The sequence below is a fragment of the Nocardia sp. NPDC003693 genome, from assembly GCF_053981095.1.
Genome location: NZ_JBSFNO010000027.1, coordinates 67,193 through 85,689, shown reverse-complemented (window position 1 = coordinate 85,689; position 18,497 = coordinate 67,193). Strand labels below are relative to the sequence as shown.

At 68.8% G+C, this 18,497-nt stretch carries 14 protein-coding genes; 9 read left to right on the top strand and 5 right to left on the bottom strand.

What is annotated here, in order from left to right:
- The first annotated feature begins 34 nt into the window (after positions 1-34).
- The 4 genes from ACWDOP_RS26425 to ACWDOP_RS26410 all read left to right on the top strand — a co-directional run bounded on the left by ACWDOP_RS26425 (position 35) and on the right by ACWDOP_RS26410 (position 2,537).
- Complete coding sequence (locus ACWDOP_RS26425) at positions 35-967, top strand: copper resistance D family protein (protein ID WP_456347185.1); 933 nt, start codon at positions 35-37, stop codon at positions 965-967.
- 77 nt (positions 968-1,044) lie between these two features.
- Positions 1,045-1,506 (top strand): SRPBCC family protein, encoded by a 462-nt coding sequence (locus tag ACWDOP_RS26420; protein ID WP_454200764.1) that lies wholly within the window; start codon positions 1,045-1,047, stop codon positions 1,504-1,506.
- 83 nt (positions 1,507-1,589) lie between these two features.
- Complete coding sequence (locus ACWDOP_RS26415) at positions 1,590-1,970, top strand: DUF5313 family protein (RefSeq protein WP_456347184.1); 381 nt, start codon at positions 1,590-1,592, stop codon at positions 1,968-1,970.
- A gap of 102 nt (positions 1,971-2,072) precedes the next feature.
- Complete coding sequence (locus tag ACWDOP_RS26410; RefSeq protein ID WP_456347183.1) at positions 2,073-2,537, top strand: DUF1707 and DUF4190 domain-containing protein; 465 nt, start codon at positions 2,073-2,075, stop codon at positions 2,535-2,537.
- On the opposite strand, the gene ACWDOP_RS26405 is transcribed toward ACWDOP_RS26410, so the two are convergent.
- A complete protein-coding gene (locus tag ACWDOP_RS26405; protein WP_456347207.1) occupies positions 2,506-4,749 on the bottom strand; it encodes a serine/threonine-protein kinase in 2,244 nt (747 codons plus the stop codon). The genes ACWDOP_RS26410 and ACWDOP_RS26405 overlap by 32 nt on opposite strands.
- Positions 4,750-4,882: 133 nt before the next feature.
- Between ACWDOP_RS26405 and ACWDOP_RS26400 the strand changes: the two genes are divergently transcribed.
- Both ACWDOP_RS26400 and rraA read left to right on the top strand, forming a co-directional pair.
- The gene (locus ACWDOP_RS26400) at positions 4,883-5,389 is read left to right on the top strand and encodes a nitroreductase/quinone reductase family protein (protein ID WP_454200767.1); all 507 of its coding nucleotides are present in this window, start codon (positions 4,883-4,885) and stop codon (positions 5,387-5,389) included.
- Between the two features lie 5 nt (positions 5,390-5,394).
- Complete coding sequence (rraA, locus tag ACWDOP_RS26395; protein WP_456347182.1) at positions 5,395-5,883, top strand: ribonuclease E activity regulator RraA; 489 nt, start codon at positions 5,395-5,397, stop codon at positions 5,881-5,883.
- A gap of 98 nt (positions 5,884-5,981) precedes the next feature.
- On the opposite strand, the gene ACWDOP_RS26390 is transcribed toward rraA, so the two are convergent.
- Positions 5,982-6,203 carry an RNA-binding S4 domain-containing protein gene (locus ACWDOP_RS26390; protein WP_454200769.1) on the bottom strand — a complete coding sequence of 74 codons (222 nt, stop codon included), beginning with the start codon at positions 6,201-6,203 and terminating at the stop codon, positions 5,982-5,984.
- A 101-nt stretch (positions 6,204-6,304) separates the two neighbouring features.
- On the opposite strand from ACWDOP_RS26390, the gene lysX reads away from it, so the two are divergent.
- From lysX to ACWDOP_RS26375, 3 genes are all read left to right on the top strand, one after another.
- Positions 6,305-9,664, top strand: a complete 3,360-nt coding sequence (lysX, locus tag ACWDOP_RS26385) for a bifunctional lysylphosphatidylglycerol synthetase/lysine--tRNA ligase LysX (RefSeq protein ID WP_454200770.1) — start codon at positions 6,305-6,307, stop codon at positions 9,662-9,664.
- A 124-nt stretch (positions 9,665-9,788) separates the two neighbouring features.
- Positions 9,789-10,022, top strand: coding sequence for a hypothetical protein (locus ACWDOP_RS26380; RefSeq protein WP_454200771.1), 234 nt, complete (start codon positions 9,789-9,791; stop codon positions 10,020-10,022).
- A gap of 88 nt (positions 10,023-10,110) precedes the next feature.
- On the top strand, positions 10,111-10,725 hold the full coding sequence (locus ACWDOP_RS26375; protein WP_454200772.1) for a histidine phosphatase family protein: 615 nt from the start codon (positions 10,111-10,113) through the stop codon (positions 10,723-10,725).
- A gap of 106 nt (positions 10,726-10,831) precedes the next feature.
- On the opposite strand, the gene ACWDOP_RS26370 is transcribed toward ACWDOP_RS26375, so the two are convergent.
- The 3 genes from ACWDOP_RS26370 to gltB form a co-directional block, all read right to left on the bottom strand.
- Positions 10,832-11,728 (bottom strand): cutinase family protein, encoded by an 897-nt coding sequence (locus ACWDOP_RS26370; RefSeq protein WP_456347181.1) that lies wholly within the window; start codon positions 11,726-11,728, stop codon positions 10,832-10,834.
- 385 nt (positions 11,729-12,113) lie between these two features.
- On the bottom strand, positions 12,114-13,586 hold the full coding sequence (locus tag ACWDOP_RS26365; protein ID WP_454200774.1) for a glutamate synthase subunit beta: 1,473 nt from the start codon (positions 13,584-13,586) through the stop codon (positions 12,114-12,116).
- 59 nt (positions 13,587-13,645) lie between these two features.
- Complete coding sequence (gene gltB, locus ACWDOP_RS26360) at positions 13,646-18,319, bottom strand: glutamate synthase large subunit (RefSeq protein WP_456347180.1); 4,674 nt, start codon at positions 18,317-18,319, stop codon at positions 13,646-13,648.
- Positions 18,320-18,497: the final 178 nt, after the last annotated feature.

Below are 18,497 nucleotides of genomic sequence, written 5' to 3'. Positions count from 1 at the left end.
TCGACCCCGTATCGAGCACCGCCGAGGGCCCGCGATGAACAGAACCCCCGGCGGCAGCCGCGCCCGCTGGGCGCTGCTGCTGATCGTCCCGCTCGGACTCGCCGGGGCGGGTGCGGCCTGGCTGCTGGCCGCGAACGATCCCGTCCAGCCCGAGGCCCCGATGCGGGCGCTCGCGGACTGCGCGGGGGCGACCGTGCTCGGAGCGGCCGCGCTGCCACGGCTTTCCGATCGCCTGTCGCCGCCGTGGCGGCTGCTCGCGGTCGCGGCCGCGGTGTGGGCGGCCATGGAGTTCGCGATGCTGGCGATGGAGTCCGCCGAGGTGATGGGTGTGCCCGTCACCGCGCTGGGCGCGGGCCGCTTCGGCGAGTACCTGACCACGGTGAGCGGCGGGCAGATCGGCATCGCCATCCTGCTGGGCTGCGGTGCCGTCGCGGCCTACAGCGCCTTCGGTTTTCGCAGCCCGGATCGCGCGACCGCGGATCTGGTGCTGGTGTTCACCGCGGTGACGCTGGCGCTGCGGCCGATCACCGGGCACATGTCGCAGCAGGCGTTCGGCTCGGTGCTCGGCGCGGTGCACGCGCTCGCGGCCTCGGCCTGGCTCGGGGTGTTGCTGGCGCTGGCGCTGACCGTGCGCACGCGCGGGGAATGGGCGAAGCTGCTGCCGCTGTATTCGCGCTGGGCGCTGCCGCTGGCGGTGACGGTGGCGCTGACCGGGCTGGTGAACGGCCTGGTGCGGCTCGGCGGCGTGGCGGAGCTGGCGACCACGGGGTACGGGCGCATCCTGCTGGCCAAGACCGTGTTGCTGATCGTGTTGCTGGCGCTGGGCTGGTGGTGGCGGCGGACCTGGGTGCCGGTGGCGGCCGATCATCGGATGGACGCGGAATCCTCGCTGCGCCGTGCGATTTCCGAGGTGTTGCTGATGGCGGTAGTGTTCGGTGTGGCGGCCACGCTGGCGGTGACCGCGTGAGCACCGCCCATTTCGGGTGAATGTGTCCCTCACCTCATCATCTGCGGACAGAATTAGAACACGTTACTGTCGATTGCATGACCGAAGTGAAGATCGTCGCGGAGTGCGCCGCCTCGGCCGAGTCCGCCTATTCCTATGTCAACGACTACCGGAATCTGCCCCGATTCATCAATGAGATCAGCGCCTTCACCCCGCTGACCGACCAGGTCGAGGGCGTCGGGGCCACCTTCGACGGCACCATCGCGCTGGGCCCGGTCACCCTGCATTCGACCATCGAAATCGTGCGCCACGAACCCGGATTCGCCATCGGCGTGAAATCCATCAAGGGTTTCGAGATCGAATCCACCTTCCTGTTCCAGGCCAACGGCGATCAGTCCTGCACCATCGACGCCATCGTCGATTACCGGGTGCCCGGCGGCATCGCGGGCAAATTGCTCGGCAAGACCATCGAGCCGTTCGTGAAGCTCGCGGTGAAGAGCTCCACCAAGAATCTGGTGACCCAGGTCGCCGAATTCCACGCCGCTCGCACCTCCGCCTGACCACCCGGGGTCGTCAGAGCCGCCGGCCCCGCCCCGGACCGCCCGACTTGTCCGCACCGCGCCCGCCCGGGGATGCTGGGCACATGTCCGAACGCCGCACCCCGACGCCGAGCCAGCGCCTCGGCTACATCTGCGGCCGCACCCTCCCGCCCGCCATGGCGCCGTGGGTGCTGCGCGATCTGACCGGACCCGGCGCCACCCGCCGCTACCTGTTCCGTGTCCTGGTACCCGTCATCCCCTTCCTGTGCCTGTTCCTGCTGGTCCCCGGACCGCCCTGGATGGGCCCGGCCATGATGGCGCTGCTGTACCTGCCGCTCATCTATTTCACCGTCGCCCTGCTGTACGTCTACCGGCGCAACCGGCTCATCCGGCACGGACTCGATCCGGCGCTCGCGGACTCCGATCGCCGCCGCCGCGAATCCGCCGACCGGCGCGCGTACGAACAGCGGCACGGGCGCGGCTGACGACTTCCTGTGCTTCCGGTCTCGATCCGTACCCGGTGAGCGCAGCGAGGAATACGCTCGGGGGGAGAGAGTTTCACCGCTTCGGGTTCGTTGGAGAACCATATGCAACCTCATTGGACGGACCCGCGCATCCTGGCGGGCGACGCTGATCGGGAACGCGCGATCGAGACGCTGAAGAAGTGTTTTCAGGACGGTCGCATCAACGCCCAGGAACTCTCCGACCGAATAGGGCTGGCGCTCAACGCCAGGACCTTCGGCGACCTGCACACGGTGCTGCAGCACCTGCCCGTGCCGCGACCGGTCCCGGCACCCGTGTACGTCAATCCCGTGTCGTTCCAGTCGTATCCGTCGATGTCGCGGGCGGCGCGCTGGAACGGTATGGGACTCACCGCGTTCCTGCTCGGGGTGTTCGGATTCCTGTGCGGCATCACCGCCATTCCGGCGATCGCGCTCGGCGCGGCGGCGCTGAGCGTGGACACCCAGCGCGAGGACAAGGGATTCGCCGTCGCCGGCATCGCCGTCGGCGCGTTCTGGATCATTCTGATCGTGCTGATGTTCCTGAACTGACCGCGCGTTCGAAAGCCCGCAGATCCGCCTCCAATTGGCGGAAGAGCCAGTAGTCGCCGAGGAACCCGAGCACGCCCGCCAGGCACAGCCACTTGATGGGGCCGATCACCAGCGACACCTCGTGCGGGGTCAGGAACAGCAGGCTCGTGACCACGCCGATCAGCGGAATCGCGCCCGCCACCGCGAGATAGCGGGTGCAGCGCCTGCCCAGCGACCGCAGCGCGTCCTGATCCGCGGCCGTCTCCCCGTGGGTCAGCAGGCGCGGATAGAAGCAGCGGACCACGAAGAACGTCACCAGGAAGAACGGGTACGCCACCGCGATCACTCCCGAAACCAGCAGGGTCGCGGTGAGATTCACCAGCGGGCCGGCGGGCAGGCCGGTGAACGCGACCAGCGCGACCGCGGCCACGATCGCCGAGATCACCCACCACAGGAACGCGATCACCGCGACCCGGTCGCCGTTGACCAGGGTGTCGCGGCGCGCGGCGGCCAGCTCGTCCGGATCGTAGACCCGGCCCCGGCGCAGCCCGCGCCAGACGAGAAAGGCCCGGCGGCACAGGTAATTCGTGACCACGACCGCCGCCGGGGTGGTGCACAGCGCCAGGCCCGCGCCGACCGCCTGCATCGTCGACCGCTCATCCGCGGTGAACCAGAGGTTCCAGAGCGGGCCGTTGTGCAGATTCGCGTACAGCATGCCGAGGAAGCAGCCGAGGAAACTGGCCGCGGTGACCAGCAGGAGCAGCGACCACGGACCGACCTTGGCGCGCAGGCTGTTTCGCGGCGGATCCACCAGATCGCGGGCGCGGTGATCCAGGCACAGATCCAGCTGCTGGGCCAGGGCCGCGCCGGTGCGCCAGCGATCCGCGCGCTGGGGGGCGAGACATTTCAGCAGGACGCGGCGCAGGGTCGGCGGGCAGTCCGGGGGCAGCTCGGCCAGGCGGCCCGGGTCGAGCTCCCGCAGGCGCAGGCTCAGCATGCGTTCGAGCGAGGACTCCGAATCGCCGGCGCGCGTCTCGTCGTCGAAAGGCCGTTCCCCGGTGAGCAACTCCCACAGCACCACCCCGAGCGCGAAGATGTCGCTGCGGCCGTCCAGCTCCTCGGCGCTGTCCGGCAGCTGCGGGTGGCAGGCGGCCAGCTGCTCGGGCGACATGTACGCCAGCGAGCCGCCGAAGTACGCCAGCGGACTGGCGCCGGCGACGTGCAGGCTGAAACTGATGTTGAAATCCGCGAGCTTGGGCACGCCGTCGGCGGTGAGCAGGACGTTCGCGGGCTTGATGTCGCGGTGCAGCACGCCGTTGTCCGCCGCGTAGTCCAGCGCGCGGGCCAGGCGGCTGCCCAGCCAGGCCACCGTCTCGGGCCAGGACATCGCGGCGATCGCGGACCGGGTGAGCGACTCGCTCGGGGACAGCCCGCCCTTGTCCCGCATGGCCGTATCGACCGCGTCCAGCAGCAGGCGGCCGTCACGCTCGGCGACCGGGCGCTCGCGCACCAGGCTCAGCACCTTCGACAGCGTGCCGCCGGGCAGATACTGCATGTACATCAGCTTCAGTTCGCGTTCGACCATGAGCCGCTGGTCGAAGACGCGCACGATGTTCTCGTGATCGAGCTGGGCCAGCGTCTCGGACTCGGTGCCGTGATTCTGCGACACCTTCACCGCGACCAGGCGCTGCATGGAACGCTGCCGGGCCAGGAACACCCGCGCGAAGGCGCCCGCGCCCAGCTCGACCAGCAGATCGAAATCGTCGACCCGATCGCCGACCTCGATACCGTCCAGGGCCTGCTGCGCGAGCGGGCGGGCGATCCAGGTACTGCGGTAGTCGCGCTCGCCCCAGGCGATCTCGGTGCCCGCGGCCTCGGTCGGGAACCCGCTGTGGTCGACCGGACGGCCCGAGCGGCGCAGCGCGTGGAACTCCTCGTACGCCAGATCCGGCGGCAGCGGGCCGTACCGCAGTTCGTCGTACTCGGCGCGGTAGTCGGCCAGCCGCTTGGGGAAGTCGTAGCGGATCCAGCGGTACTCGAGGTCCACCTTGATCAGCTCGATCAGGCACAGGCGCCGGAACTCGGGCGCCTCGGGCAGGTACTCCCCCAGCTCCGGCGGCGTGCCACGCGCCTCCCAGGCCGCGGCGAAACGCGCGGCCACCGCCGCGAGCAGGGAACGGGCCGCGCCCACGGCATCGGATTCGATTGCCGCGTCGAGCCGTTCGCCCTCCATACGCACCATGGCTACCGGTCCTCCCTCCGGTGGGCCCACTGTGTCAAGTATGCGCTCGCCACAGGTTCGCGGAAAGTCGAATATCCGCCGCTCCGGGATACCGCACCGCACGACGCGCACTACAGTCCCGACCATGAGTGAGCAGTTTCCGGACCGCATCTGGGGTTCGCGCACCCACCCGCTGTCCCGTGCCGCCAGCCGATTCGCCGCGACCCGCCTCGGCTCCCGGGTGATCCGTGCCCTGACGCCGCTGGATCGAAAGGTGCTGGAGCGCACCGCGGGCCGCTACACCGTGCTCGGGCCGATCGGCGCGCCCGTCATGCTGCTCACCTGCGTGGGCCGCACCTCGGGCGAGCCGCGCACCACGCCGCTGCTGTACGTGCACGACGGCGACGTGATCTACGTGATCGGCAGCAATTTCGGGCAGGAACGGCATCCGGCCTGGACCGGGAATCTGCTGGCGCGCCCGGACGCCGAGATCACCCTCGCCGGTCAGCGGATCGCGGTGACCGCGACCCCCGTCGTGGACGAAGCCCGCAAGCAGGAGATCTTCGCGCGATTCGTGGAGACGACCGAGGCGTATACCGCATACCGCAACCGCACCGCGCGCGAATTGCGTATTTTCGCCCTGACAAGATAGGCACCGTGACCGAATCAGCGAAAGCAGTCGCCACTGCCGACCTGGCCGATGAGATCGGCCCCGAGATCCGCAGCTGCGATACCCAGTTCATCCAGTTCGGTGGCCGCGAGAGCTTCGCGGGCCGGATCGTGACCATCCGCTGCTTCCAGGACAACCTCCTGGTCAAGCAGACCCTCGGCGAGCCCGGCGCGGGCCGCGTCCTGGTCGTGGACGGCGGCGCGAGCGTGCACACCGCACTGGTCGGCGACATCATCGCCGGGCGGGGCGTGGACAACGGCTGGTCCGGCGTCGTCGTGAACGGCGCGGTCCGGGACTCGGCGATCCTGCGCACCCTCGACATCGGGGTCAAGGCGCTGGGCACCAACCCGCGCAAGAGCACCCAGACCGGCTCCGGCGAGAAGGATGTCGAGGTCGAGTTCGGCGGCATCACCTTCACCCCCGGCGACATGCTCTACAGCGACTCCGACGGGGTCGTCGTCCGCGCCGAGGACTGAGAGCTTCGGGGCGCCGAGCCCCCGGAACACCGGCGGGACGGCGGGTTTCGGGGGCCGGGCTCCGGCCCACCGGCGGTCCGGGCGGACACGCCCGGGATTCAGTGGGCAGTGACGCGGGCCTGATGGCCGGCGAGCTGAACCACGTCGCCGTCGCGGAGCTGGCGGCCGCGGCGGAGTTCGACCTCGTCGTTGACGCGAACCAGGCCCTCGGCGATGACCGTCTTGGCCTCCGCGCCGGAGTCGATGAGGTTCGCCAGCTTCAGGAATTGGCCGAGACGGATGACATCGTCCTCGATCGGCACGTCGACTGGATCCGGCATGGGATACATCCTCACCCGTGCGCCGCGGCAAGACCAAATACGGACCCGGCAACCTGCCGGTAAGCTGTCTCACCCCGACACGAAGCGGGTGCTGAGTGCACATGGGCGAAAACACGAGACACACTGGTGCGGTGACTTCGACGCAGGACCGGCAGCACCACGACACCGACCACAGAACCACCGGCCGGTCGCCGGAGGTACCGCATCGCGGGCACGGCCGCCTGGGCGAGGTTCCGCACGTCGCCGGGCTGATTCTGGGCGTTTTCGCCGGGTTCTGCGCACTCTGGAGTGTTTCGCCCGCCCTGCGCTATCTGACCTCGGGGCTGCGGCACTACGTCGACACCTATTACTTCGACGCGCCCGACACCTCCCTGGTCTGGGCCGTGTTCGTCGGCCTCCTCGCGGGCGCGACGGCCAGCCGTAAGCGGATCGCCTGGTGGCTACTGGTCGGCTACATGGCCATTTTCGCGCTCGCCAACGGTCTCGGCTTCGCCGCCGAGCGCGACTACAACGATCTCGTCGCACTGTTCGTGCACCTGGGCGTGATCGGCGTGCTCATCGCCGCCTGGCCCGAGTTCTACACCCGCGTGCAGCGCGGCGCGGTGCTGCGCGCGCTCGGATTCCTCGCGGCCGGCCTCACGCTCGGCTGCCTCGTCGGCTGGGGTCTGGTGGAACTGTTCCCCGGCACCCTGCAGTCGGGCTGGCAGCGGCCGCTCTGGGCGGTCTCCCGGGTCACCGGAGCCATCCTGGTGAGCAACGAGGACTTCGACGGCAAACCGAACCATCTGGTCAATCTGCTGCTCGGCCTCTTCGGCGCGGTCGCGCTGCTCATCGCCGTCGCGGTGCTGTTCCGCTCCCAGCGCGCCACGAACGCGCTCACCGGCACCGACGAATCCGCGCTGCGCGGCCTGCTGGAGCGCTCCGACGTGGAGGACTCGCTCGGCTACTTCGCGACCCGCCGCGACAAGGCCGTGGTGTTCGCGCCCAGCGGCAAGGCCGCGGTCACCTACCGGGTCGAACTCGGGGTCTGCCTGGCCTCGGGCGACCCCATCGGCACCAAGGAAGCCTGGCCGCACGCCATCGACGCCTGGCTCCAGCTCGCCGACCAGTACGGCTGGGCCCCGGCCGTCATGGGCGCGAGCGAGATCGGCGCGACCGCGTACCGCCGCGCCGGACTGTCCGCGCTGCGCCTGGGCGACGAGGCGATCCTGGAGACGCGGACGTTCTCGCTCGCCGGGCCGGAGATGAAACAGGTCCGCCAGGCGGTCAACCGGCTCGTGAAACAGGGCATCGACGTGCGGGTGCGCCGGCATCGCGAGATCTCGCCCGAGGAGATGCGCGAGGTCATGCGCCGCGCCGAAGCCTGGCGCGACACCGAGACCGAACGCGGCTTCTCCATGGCCCTGGACCGGCTCGGCGATCCGCTCGACGGGGACTGCCTGCTCGTCGAGGCGGTCGACCGCAACGATCGCGTCCTCGGCATGCTGTCGCTGGTGCCGTGGGGACGCACCGGCGTCTCGCTCGATCTCATGCGCCGCGACCGCCAGAGTCCCAACGGCGTCATGGAACTCATGATCTCCAAACTGGCGCTCGGCTCCGAGCAGTACGGCATCACCCGAATCTCGTTGAACTTCGCGGTCTTCCGCGCCGTCTTCGAAGAGGGCAGCCGGATCGGCGCGGGCCCGGTGCTGCGGCTGTGGCGCAGCATCCTGATGTTCTTCTCGCGCTGGTACCAGCTCGAGGCGCTCTACCGGTCCAACGTGAAATACCAGCCGGATTGGGTGCCGCGCTTCTCGCTCTTCGAGGAACGCCGCCAACTACCCCGGGTCGCGCTGGCCAGCGCACTGGCCGAGGGCTTCCTGCCGCGCATCGGCCGGGAATCGAACACCTCCGCGCACACCGGCGTTCGCTCCTCGGTCCCGGCCACCATGACCGGACTGCACGCCGACGGCAGCCTCCCCGATCTGCCGCCCGAGGAACTGGACGAGACCGGCCCCCGCCGCCCCGAGCAGGTGCGGGTGCGCATGGACAAGCTCGCGAAACTGAACGACGCGGGCATCGACGCGTACCCGGTGGCCTATCCCCCGACCCACACCGTCGCCGGCGCGCGCCAGTCCCCGCAGGGCACCACGGTGCGAGTGTGCGGGCGGCTCCTGCGAATTCGCGACTACGGCGGGGTCACCTTCGCCCTGGTGCGGGACTGGTCCGGGGAGATCCAGCTCGTCATCGACCGCGGGCGGGTCGGCGCCGAGCGCAGCGCGGCCTTCGACCGCTACTTCGACCTCGGCGATCTCATCGAGGTGAGCGGTCAGATCGGGCGCAGCCGCAACGGCGAACTCTCCCTGCTCGCGGCCGACTGGCGGATGATCGGCAAGTGCCTGCATCCGCTGCCCGACAAGTGGAAGGGCCTGGCCGATCCCGAGGCGCGGGTGCGCCAGCGCTACGTCGACATGGCCATCAACACCGACATCCGCGAGGTGATGACCAAGCGCAGCGCGGTGGTGCGCTCGATGCGGGACACGTTGCACGGCTGGGGATTCCTGGAAGTGGAGACCCCGGTGCTGCAGCAGGTGCACGGCGGCGCCAACGCCACGCCCTTCACCACCCACATCAACGCCTACGACCTGGATCTGTACCTGCGCATCGCCCCCGAGCTGTATCTCAAGCGACTGTGCGTCGGCGGCATGGAGAAGGTCTTCGAACTGGGCCGGGTGTTCCGCAACGAGGGCGTGGACTTCAGCCACAATCCCGAGTTCACGGTGCTGGAAGCCTATGAGGCGCACAGCGATTACGAGCGCATGATGCACGTGTGCCGCCAGCTCATCCAGGCCGCGGCCACCGCCGCCAACGGGCGGATGGTGGCGCTGCGGCCCGGTCCGGACGGCGACCTCACCGAGGTCGACATCTCCGGTGAATGGCCCGTCAAGACCGTGCACGGGGCGGTGTCGGAGAAACTCGGCGAGACCATCGCACCCGACACCGACGCCGAACGGCTGCGCGTGCTCTGCGACAAGCACGGCATCGCCTGGCAATTGGGCTGGGACGTCGGGCAATTGGTGCTGGAACTGTACGAGCACCTGGTGGAATCGCAGACGCAGGAGCCGACCTTCTACATCGACTTCCCCACCTCGGTCTCGCCCCTCACGCGCTCGCACCGGCACATCGCGGGCGTCACCGAGCGCTGGGACCTGGTCGCCTGGGGCGTCGAATTGGGCACCGCCTACAGCGAATTGACCGATCCGGTGGAACAGCGCCGCCGGCTCACCGAGCAGTCCATGCTCGCCGCGGGCGGCGATCCCGAGGCCATGGAACTCGACGAGGACTTCCTGCAGGCCCTGGAACACGCGATGCCGCCCACCGGCGGACTGGGTGTCGGCGTCGACCGTGTCGTCATGCTGCTCACCGGCCGCAGCATTCGCGAGACGCTGCCGTTCCCGCTGGTCAAACCCCGGACGGGCTAGGCGATTCGAGGCGAGATCACGATCGTTGTAAACGTTTCGGCGTCCCCGACATATTCACAGTGGACTCCTCGAACCGGAGTGGCCAGCTAACCTTGATTGGCCCCGGGGAGGGGGTGACCGACCGATGAGATGGGGTTTCCCGATGCACTACCTCGACCTGATGACCCAGGCCAGCCTGCTCGACCACCACGTCTGGGCCAGCCCGGACACCTGGAACTCCGCGCTGGAACTGGCGGCCAAGAAAAAGAAGAAGACCAGCGGCGGACTGATCTTCGGCCTCATCTGCTGTGTCGGCCTCGTCGTCGCCATCGCCGCCGTCGTCTACTTCCTCACCCAGAAAAAGAAGAAGGGCCAGTAACCACCCGGGTCGCCCGGGCAGCCCTACGGCCCGGACGGCCCGGCCCCCGCGACGCCACGTCCCGGCGGGGTGCGGCAGAGTGATCCCCGTGCAGTTGATCCTCGTTCGCCACGCCCAGCCGCTTCGCGTCCAGGGGCTGTCCGGCCCGGCGGACCCCGATCTCACCGAGGTCGGGGTCGAGCAGGCGGCGCGGGTGCCCGCGGCGCTGGCCCAGCACCGCATCGCCCGCGTGGTGAGCAGCCCGCAGCAACGGGCCCGCTCCACCGCCCGGCCCACCGCCGAGAAGGCCGGGCTGGCGATCGACATCCTCGACGGTCTCGCCGAATACGATCGCGACCTGCCCGCCTACATCCCCATCGAGGATGCCCAGCAGGAATTCCGCGAGGTGTACGACCGCATCAAGGCCGGGTATCTGCCCGAGCAGATCGACGGCGACGCCTTCGTCGCCCGGGTGCGCGCGGCCGTGGCGAGCATCGTCGACGCCGCCGGCCACACCGAGACGGTGGTCGTCTTCGCGCACGGCGGCGTCATCAACGTGCTGTTGCAGGACGTGCTCGGGCTCGACCGCCCGCTCACCTTCCCGATCGACTACTGCTCGATCACCCGAATCCTCTACTCGCGCACCGGCAGCCGCACGGTGTCGACCGTGAACGAGAACGGTCACGTCTGGGACCTGTTGCCGCGCAGTCTCGCTCGCGGCTGAACGTCCCGGACCCCGGCAACGGCGAAGGCCGCCTCCCCACCCGGGGAAGCGGCCTTCGTTCGTGATCGAGCGCGGGCGCCCTGGAGAAGCGTTGTCGCGCGGGCTCTTACGCGGCCTTGGCCAGCCAGCCGTGCATCCAGGTGAGCGCGGTCTGGCCGCCGCCCACGCCGTAGCTGCCGTAGCTGGTGTGCCGTCCGGTGCGGAAGAACTGCTCGAACTGCTTGACGCGGGCCTCGTTCGCGCCCTCGCTGAGCTGGGCCTGCAGGGTGGGGATGCCGCCCTGTGCCATCAGGTCGTTGATGATCGCGCCGACCTCGAGCTGGTAGCGCCAGATGTTGGCGGGGTTGGGATTCGAGGTCTGGGCCAGGAATCCGGCGAAGCGGCTGATGAAGTCGCTCTCCTCGGTGGAGCAGTAGAGGTCGCCGGAGGCGCAGACGGTGCGCACGCGGTCGGCGATCCAGCCGAAGCCGCCCACGCGGGCGCCACCGGCGCCGGCGCCGGGCACCGGCTGCCCGACCTGGATGTCGGTCGGCGAACGGCGCGGGTCCGAGATCAGGGCGACGGCCCCGATCCGCTCGGGCCGCACCACGCCGAGCCCGCTGCCGATCTCGGCGGCGAGGTCGCCCGCGGCGTCGGCGCCCTGGCTGTAGCCGGTGATCGAGATCTTGGTGTCGGCGCAGCGGTTGGCCATGTTCTGCACCAGCGCGCGGGCCTTGTCGGTCGCTTCCTTCTTGGAGGCGCCGTAGACGTCGCCCTCCCACGGGAAGGCGGTCGCGGCGTAGGTCACGTAGTCCACGTCGCCGGGTAGCCCGTTGGTCACCGCCGACAGCATGCCCGGACCGGGCTCCTTGTCATGCCCGGTTTCCCAGGTACCGGGGATGGCCACGGTGTACATGACCGGGCACCCCGGATCGGCCGTAACGGAACCGCTGCCCACCACGATTCCAGCCATGAGCACACTCGCCGCCGCACCCGCGGCCGCGATGATTCTTTTGACCCGCATTCTGCTCCAGTTCACGCCTGCCCGGGACTGCCGATTCCGTCCCGATTCCCGATCATGGTGAAGTCGCCGGATGTCCATCCGGTGCATATGGGGTTAACCGCAGTTACGCCCCCGTATGAGATGTGCGAACCCGACCGCATGACCGAGATCAACAACACACGCGAATAACAATAAAGGGGCCTTACGAGCGACGCCATGCGTGTTTCGTAAGTTGTCCGATTTCACTCGTATGCCGTGCCGTAACTGGAATGTGATTCGTGTCACAGCGCTGACCGGGCGAAGTGATCGAATAGCAATTCGGCCCAGTCCGAGCGGCCCCCGATAACGAGAAAGCGCCCGCGGACACGAAGTCCGCGGGCGCTTTCCGACTACTGCGGATTACCGCTTACCGCTGTGCGACATCGGTCGGCCGCACCGGGGTCGGCAGCGCCGTCTCGCCCTCGAGGAACTTGTCCACCGCGGACGCGCAGGAGCGGCCCTCGGCGATGGCCCACACGATCAGCGACTGGCCGCGGCCCATGTCACCGGCGACGAACACGCCGGGCACGGTGGTGGCCCACTCGCTGTCGCGCATCACGTTGCCGCGCTGGTCGTAGCCGACGCCCAGACCCTCGAGCAGACCGTGCTTCTGCGGTCCGACGAAGCCCATGGACAGCAGCACCAGATCGGCCTCGAGGGTGAAGTCGGTGCCCTCGACCTTCTCGAAGCGGCCGTTCACCATCGACACCTCGTGCGCCTGCAGGCCGGTGACCTTGCCGTCCGCGCCGATGAAACGCTCGGTGTTGACCGAGAAGACGCGCTCGCCGCCCTCCTCGTGCGCCGAGGCGACCCGGTACATGAGCGGATAGGTCGGCCACGGGGTGGACCCGGCGCGCTCCTCCGGCGGACGCGGCATGATCTCGAACTGGTGGACCGACTCCGCGCCCTGACGGTGCGAGGTGCCCAGGCAGTCCGCGCCGGTGTCGCCGCCGCCGATGATGATGACCTTCTTGCCACGCGCGTTGATGCGCGGCAAGCCGTCCTCGTCGGTGATGTCGTCACCCAGCTGCACGCGGTTGGCCAGCGGCAGGAACTCCATGGCCTGGTGGATGCCGTCCAGGTCGCGGCCCGGGACCGGCAGGTCACGCGCGATGGTCGCGCCACCGGCCAGCACCACCGCGTCGAACTGCTCGCGCAGCTGATCGGCGGTGATGTCCACGCCCACGTTCACACCGGTCTTGAAGACGGTGCCCTCGGCCTCCATCTGCGCCAGCCGGCGATCGATGAAGCGCTTCTCCATCTTGAATTCCGGGATGCCGTAGCGCATCAGGCCGCCGATGCGGTCGTCGCGCTCGAACACGGTCACGGTGTGACCGGCCCGGGTCAGCTGCTGCGCGGCGGCCAGACCGGCGGGGCCGGAACCGACCACGGCGACCTTCTTGCCGGTCAGACGGGTCGGGTACACCGGGGTGACCCAGCCCTCGTCGAAACCGTTCTCGATGATCTCGACCTCGACCTGCTTGATCGTCACCGGATCCTGGTTGATGCCCAGGACGCAGGACGCCTCGCACGGCGCGGGGCAGAGCCGGCCGGTGAACTCCGGGAAGTTGTTCGTGGCGTGCAGCCGGTCGAACGATTCCTTCCAGGAACCCTTGTAGACCAGGTCGTTCCATTCGGGAATCAGGTTCCCGAGCGGACAACCGTTGTGGCAGAACGGGATACCGCAGTCCATGCAGCGGCTGGCCTGGCGCTGGAGGGTCTCGTGGGAGAACTTCTCCTCCTCGTAGACCTCTTTCCAGTCCAGCAGGCGCAGCGGCACCGGACGGCGCTTCGGCAGTTCCCTACTCGTGTGCTTCAGGAAGCCCTGTGCGTCACCCATTTACGACTCCGTACTTCGCGCCGACTCCGGCGCACCCAACAAGATCGGTGCGTGTCATGTCAGCCACGAGCGGCCTCCATGATCGCCGTATCGACGTCCCGGCCGGCCTTCTCGGCCTCGGAGATCGCGAGCAGGACCTTCTTGTAGTCCCGCGGCATGACCTTCACGAAGTGGCCCACCTGCTGCGCCCAGTCGCTCAGGATCGCCTCCGCCACGGCGGAATCGGTCTCGTCACGATGCTGGGTGATGGTGTCGCGCAACCACGTGGTCTCCTCCGCCGAGAGCTGCTCCAGATCCACCAGTTCGGTGTTCAGGTTGGCCTCGAAGGTGCCGTTCGGGTTGTAGATGTACGCGATGCCGCCGGACATGCCCGCGCCGAAGTTACGGCCGGTCTCGCCCAGGATGACCACCTTGCCACCGGTCATGTACTCGCAGGCGTGATCGCCCACGCCCTCGACCACCGCGGTCGCGCCGGAGTTGCGGACGCTGAAGCGCTCGCCGGCCACGCCGCGGATGAAGGCCTGGCCGCTGGTGGCGCCGAACAGGATCACGTTGCCCGCGATGATGTTCCGCTCCGCGACGTACGCCTCGGGCGCGGACAGCGACGGGCGCACGATGATGCGGCCGCCCGACAGGCCCTTGCCCACGTAGTCGTTCGTGTCGCCGACCACCCGCAGGGTGATGCCGGCCGGGACGAACGCACCGAACGAGTTACCGGCGGAACCGGTGAACGTGATGTCGATCGTGTCGTCCGGCAGGCCGACGCCGCCGTACAGCTTGGTCACCTCGTGGCCGAGCATGGTGCCGACGGTCCGGTTCACGTTGGTGATCTTGGTGTCGAACTTGACCGGCTTGCCGCGCTCGAGCGCGTCGGACGCCTGCGCGATGAGCTGGATGTCCAGGGCCTTGTCCAGCCCGTGGTCCTGGCCCTTGGTGTTGCGGCGGTCCTGCTGCATGAACGCCGTCTCGACATCGTCGAGGATGGGCGACAGATCCAGCTTGGCGGCCTTCCAGTGCGCCTTCGCCTCGGCGGTGTCGAGCAGATCGACCCGGCCCACGGCCTCGTCGATGCTGCGCAGACCCAGCGACGCCAGCAGCTCGCGGACCTCTTCGGCGATGTACATCATGAAGTTCACGACGTACTCGGCCTTACCGGTGAAGCGCTCGCGCAGCACCGGGTTCTGGGTCGCGACACCGACCGGGCAGGTGTCGAGGTGGCACACGCGCATCATGATGCAGCCCGAGACGACCAGCGGAGCGGTCGCGAAACCGAACTCCTCGGCGCCCAGCAGCGCGGCGATCATGACGTCGCGGCCGGTCTTCATCTGACCGTCGACCTGCACGACGATGCGGTCGCGCAGACCGTTCAGCAGCAGCGTCTGCTGGGTCTCGGCCAGGCCGAGCTCCCAGGGACCGCCCGCGTGCTTGAGCGAGGTCAGCGGCGAGGCGCCGGTGCCGCCGTCGTGACCCGAGATCAGGACCACGTCGGCGTGCGCCTTGGACACACCCGCGGCGACGGTGCCGACGCCGGGCTCCGCGACGAGTTTCACGTGAATCCGCGCCTGCGGGTTCGCGTTCTTCAGGTCGTGGATCAGCTGCGCCAGATCCTCGATCGAGTAGATGTCGTGGTGCGGCGGCGGGGAGATCAGACCCACGCCGGGCGTGGAGTGCCGGACCTCGGCGACCCACGGGTACACCTTGTGCGCGGGCAGCTGGCCGCCCTCGCCCGGCTTGGCGCCCTGGGCCATCTTGATCTGGATGTCGGTGCAGTTGGTCAGGTAGTGCGCGGTCACGCCGAAACGTCCCGAGGCCACCTGCTTGATCGCGGACCGCCGCCAGTCGCCGTTCTCCTCGGGCTCGAAGCGCGCCGGATGCTCGCCGCCCTCACCGGAGTTGGAGCGGCCGCCGAGGCGGTTCATGGCGATGGCGAGGGTCTCGTGCGCCTCGGCCGAGATGGAGCCGTAGCTCATCGCGCCGGTCGAGAAGCGCTTGACGATCTCGCTCGCGGGCTCGACTTCCTCGATCGGAATCGGGTTGCGGCCCTTGGACTTGAACTTGAACAGGCCGCGCAGGGACGCCAGGCGCTCGGACTGATCGTCGACGAGCTTGGTGTACTCCTTGAAGACCTTGTACTGGCCCGAGCGGGTGGCGTGCTGGAGCTTGAACACCGTGTCCGGGTTGAACAGGTGGTACTCGCCCTCGCGCCGCCACTGGTACTCGCCGCCGACCTCGAGCTCGCGGTGCGCGCGCTCGTTGCGGTTCTCCAGGAACGCGACCTTGTGGCGCTCGGCGACCTCGCGGGCGATGTCGTCGAGACCGATGCCGTTCAGCGGCGAACGCAGACCGGTGAAGTACTCGTCCACCAGCTCCTGGGCCAGGCCGATGACCTGGAACAGCTGCGCGCCCCGGTAGGAGGCGATGGTGGAGATGCCCATCTTGGACATCACCTTGAGCACACCCTTGCCGGCGGCCTTGTTGTAGTTGTAGACGGCCTTCTTGAAGTCCTCGGCGATATCGCCGGTGCTTCCGGGCATCTGCAGCGCGCCGCGCTCGAGCATGTCCTCGATGGACTCGAACGCCATGTACGGGTTGATCGCCGCCGCGCCGAAACCGACGAGCAGGGCCATGTGGTGCACCTCGCGGGCGTCACCGGCCTCCACGACCAGGCCGACCTGGGTGCGGGTGCGCTCCTGCACCAGGTGATGGTGCACGGCCGCGGTGAGCAGCAGCGACGGGATCGGCGCCAGCTTCTCGTTGGATTCGCGGTCGGACAGGATGATGATGCGCGCGCCGCCGTCGATGGCGGTGGAGACCTGGGTCTGCACGGCCTTCAGGGCCTTGCGCAGTCCCTCGCCGCCCTCGGCGACCGGGTACAGGCCGTGCACCACGACCGAACGCAGGTCGGGACGCGAGCCGTCGTCGTTGATGTGGACGAGCTTGGCCAGCTCGTCGTTGTCCAGAATCGGCTGGGTCAGGGTGATCTGACGACAGCTGTCCTGGCTGGGGTGCAGCAGATCCGACTCCGGGCCGACCATGCTGCGCAGCGAGGTGACGACCTCTTCGCGGATGGCGTCCAGCGGCGGGTTGGTGACCTGCGCGAACAGCTGGGAGAAGTAGTCGAACAGCAGGCGCGGACGCGCCGACAGCACCGCGATCGGGGTGTCGGTGCCCATCGAGCCGAGCGCCTCGCCACCGGTCTGCGCCATGGGCGAGATCAGGATGTTCAGCTCTTCGGTGGTGTACCCGAAGATCTGCTGGCGAATGAGCACGCGGTCGTGCGACATGTGCACGTGCGGGCGTTCTTGCAGGTCCGACAGCTTGGTCGGGCCGTTGTCCAGCCACTCCTGGTACGGGTGCTCACCGGCGAGTTCGGACTTGACCTCGTCGTCGCTGATGATCCGGCCCTGGCTGGTGTCGACCAGGAACATGCGGCCGGGCTGCAGGCGGGTCTTCTGAACCACGGTGGCCGGATCGATGTCCAGCACGCCGACCTCGGAGGCCATGACGACCAGGCCGTCCTCGGTCACCCAGATGCGGCCGGGGCGCAGACCGTTGCGGTCCAGCACCGCGCCGACGACCGTGCCGTCGGTGAAGCACACCGAGGCCGGGCCGTCCCACGGCTCCATGAGGAACGAGTGGTAGCGGTAGAAGGCGCGCTGGGCCGGGTCCATGGACTCGTGCCGTTCCCACGCCTCGGGGATCATCATGAGCACCGCGTGCGGCAGGCTGCGCCCGCCCAGGTGCAGGAGTTCGAGCACCTCGTCGAAGCGCGCGGTGTCGGACGCGCCGGGGGTGCAGACCGGGAAGATCTTCTCCAGGCGGTTGTTGCCCTCGCTGTCGTTGCCGAACGCGTTCGACTTCAGCAGCGCCTCGCGGGCCCGCATCCAGTTCTCGTTACCGGAGACGGTGTTGATCTCGCCGTTGTGGGCGACGCGCCGGAAGGGGTGCGCCAGCGGCCACGACGGGAAGGTGTTGGTGGAGAAGCGCGAGTGCACGATGCCCAGCGCGGACTCGACGCGGTCGTCCTGCAGATCCAGGTAGAACGCGCGCAGCTGCGGGGTCGTGAACATGCCCTTGTAGACGAAGGTCTGCCCGGACAGGCTCGGGAAGTACACCGACTCCTTGCCCAGACCGCCCGCGCCCGCGCCGGCCTTGCCGAGCTCGTGCTCGATGCGCTTGCGCACGACGTAGGCGCGACGCTCGAGGTCCATGCCCGAGAGCTGCTCGGCGCCGTCCTTGGGGGAGGCGATGAAGATCTGCCGGAAGGTCGGCATGGCGTCACGGGAGAGCGCGCCGAGCGACGACTCGTCGATCGGGACCTCGCGCCAGCCCAGGACCTCGAGGCCCTCTTCGCGGACGATCCGCTCCACGCCGTACCCGGCCCGGCCCGCTTCGCGGCGAGCCTGCGGGAGGAAGGCGATACCGGTGGCGTACGAGCCCTCGGCCGGCAGGTCGAAGTCGACGACCGCGCGGAAGAACTTGTCCGGAAGCTGGATCAGGATGCCCGCGCCGTCGCCCGAGTTGGGCTCGGCGCCGGCGGCGCCACGGTGCTCCAGGTTCAGCAGGGCGGTAATAGCCTTGTCGACGATGTCGCGGCTACGACGGCCGTGCATGTCGACGACGAATGCGACGCCGCAGGCGTCGTGTTCATTCGCCGGGTCATAGAGCCCGCGGGGTCCGTGCCCATAGCCGGCACCGCCGGTGGGGGACCTGTGGCCGGGAAGTTGCGTCATGCCTCTGCCTTCACAAAAAACAGGCCTTCGAAGAATTGCGGCCTTCGTCGAACGCCTCCGTCGGACTGCGCCCGGACGTGTCTGGAGACCAGCGGCGCTGATGGTCGTCCCGTGCAGTCAACTCTCCAGTTGTTTTCACCCGTTTCGAGTTCTCGTCGGGTGCTCGGCGGTAACCGAA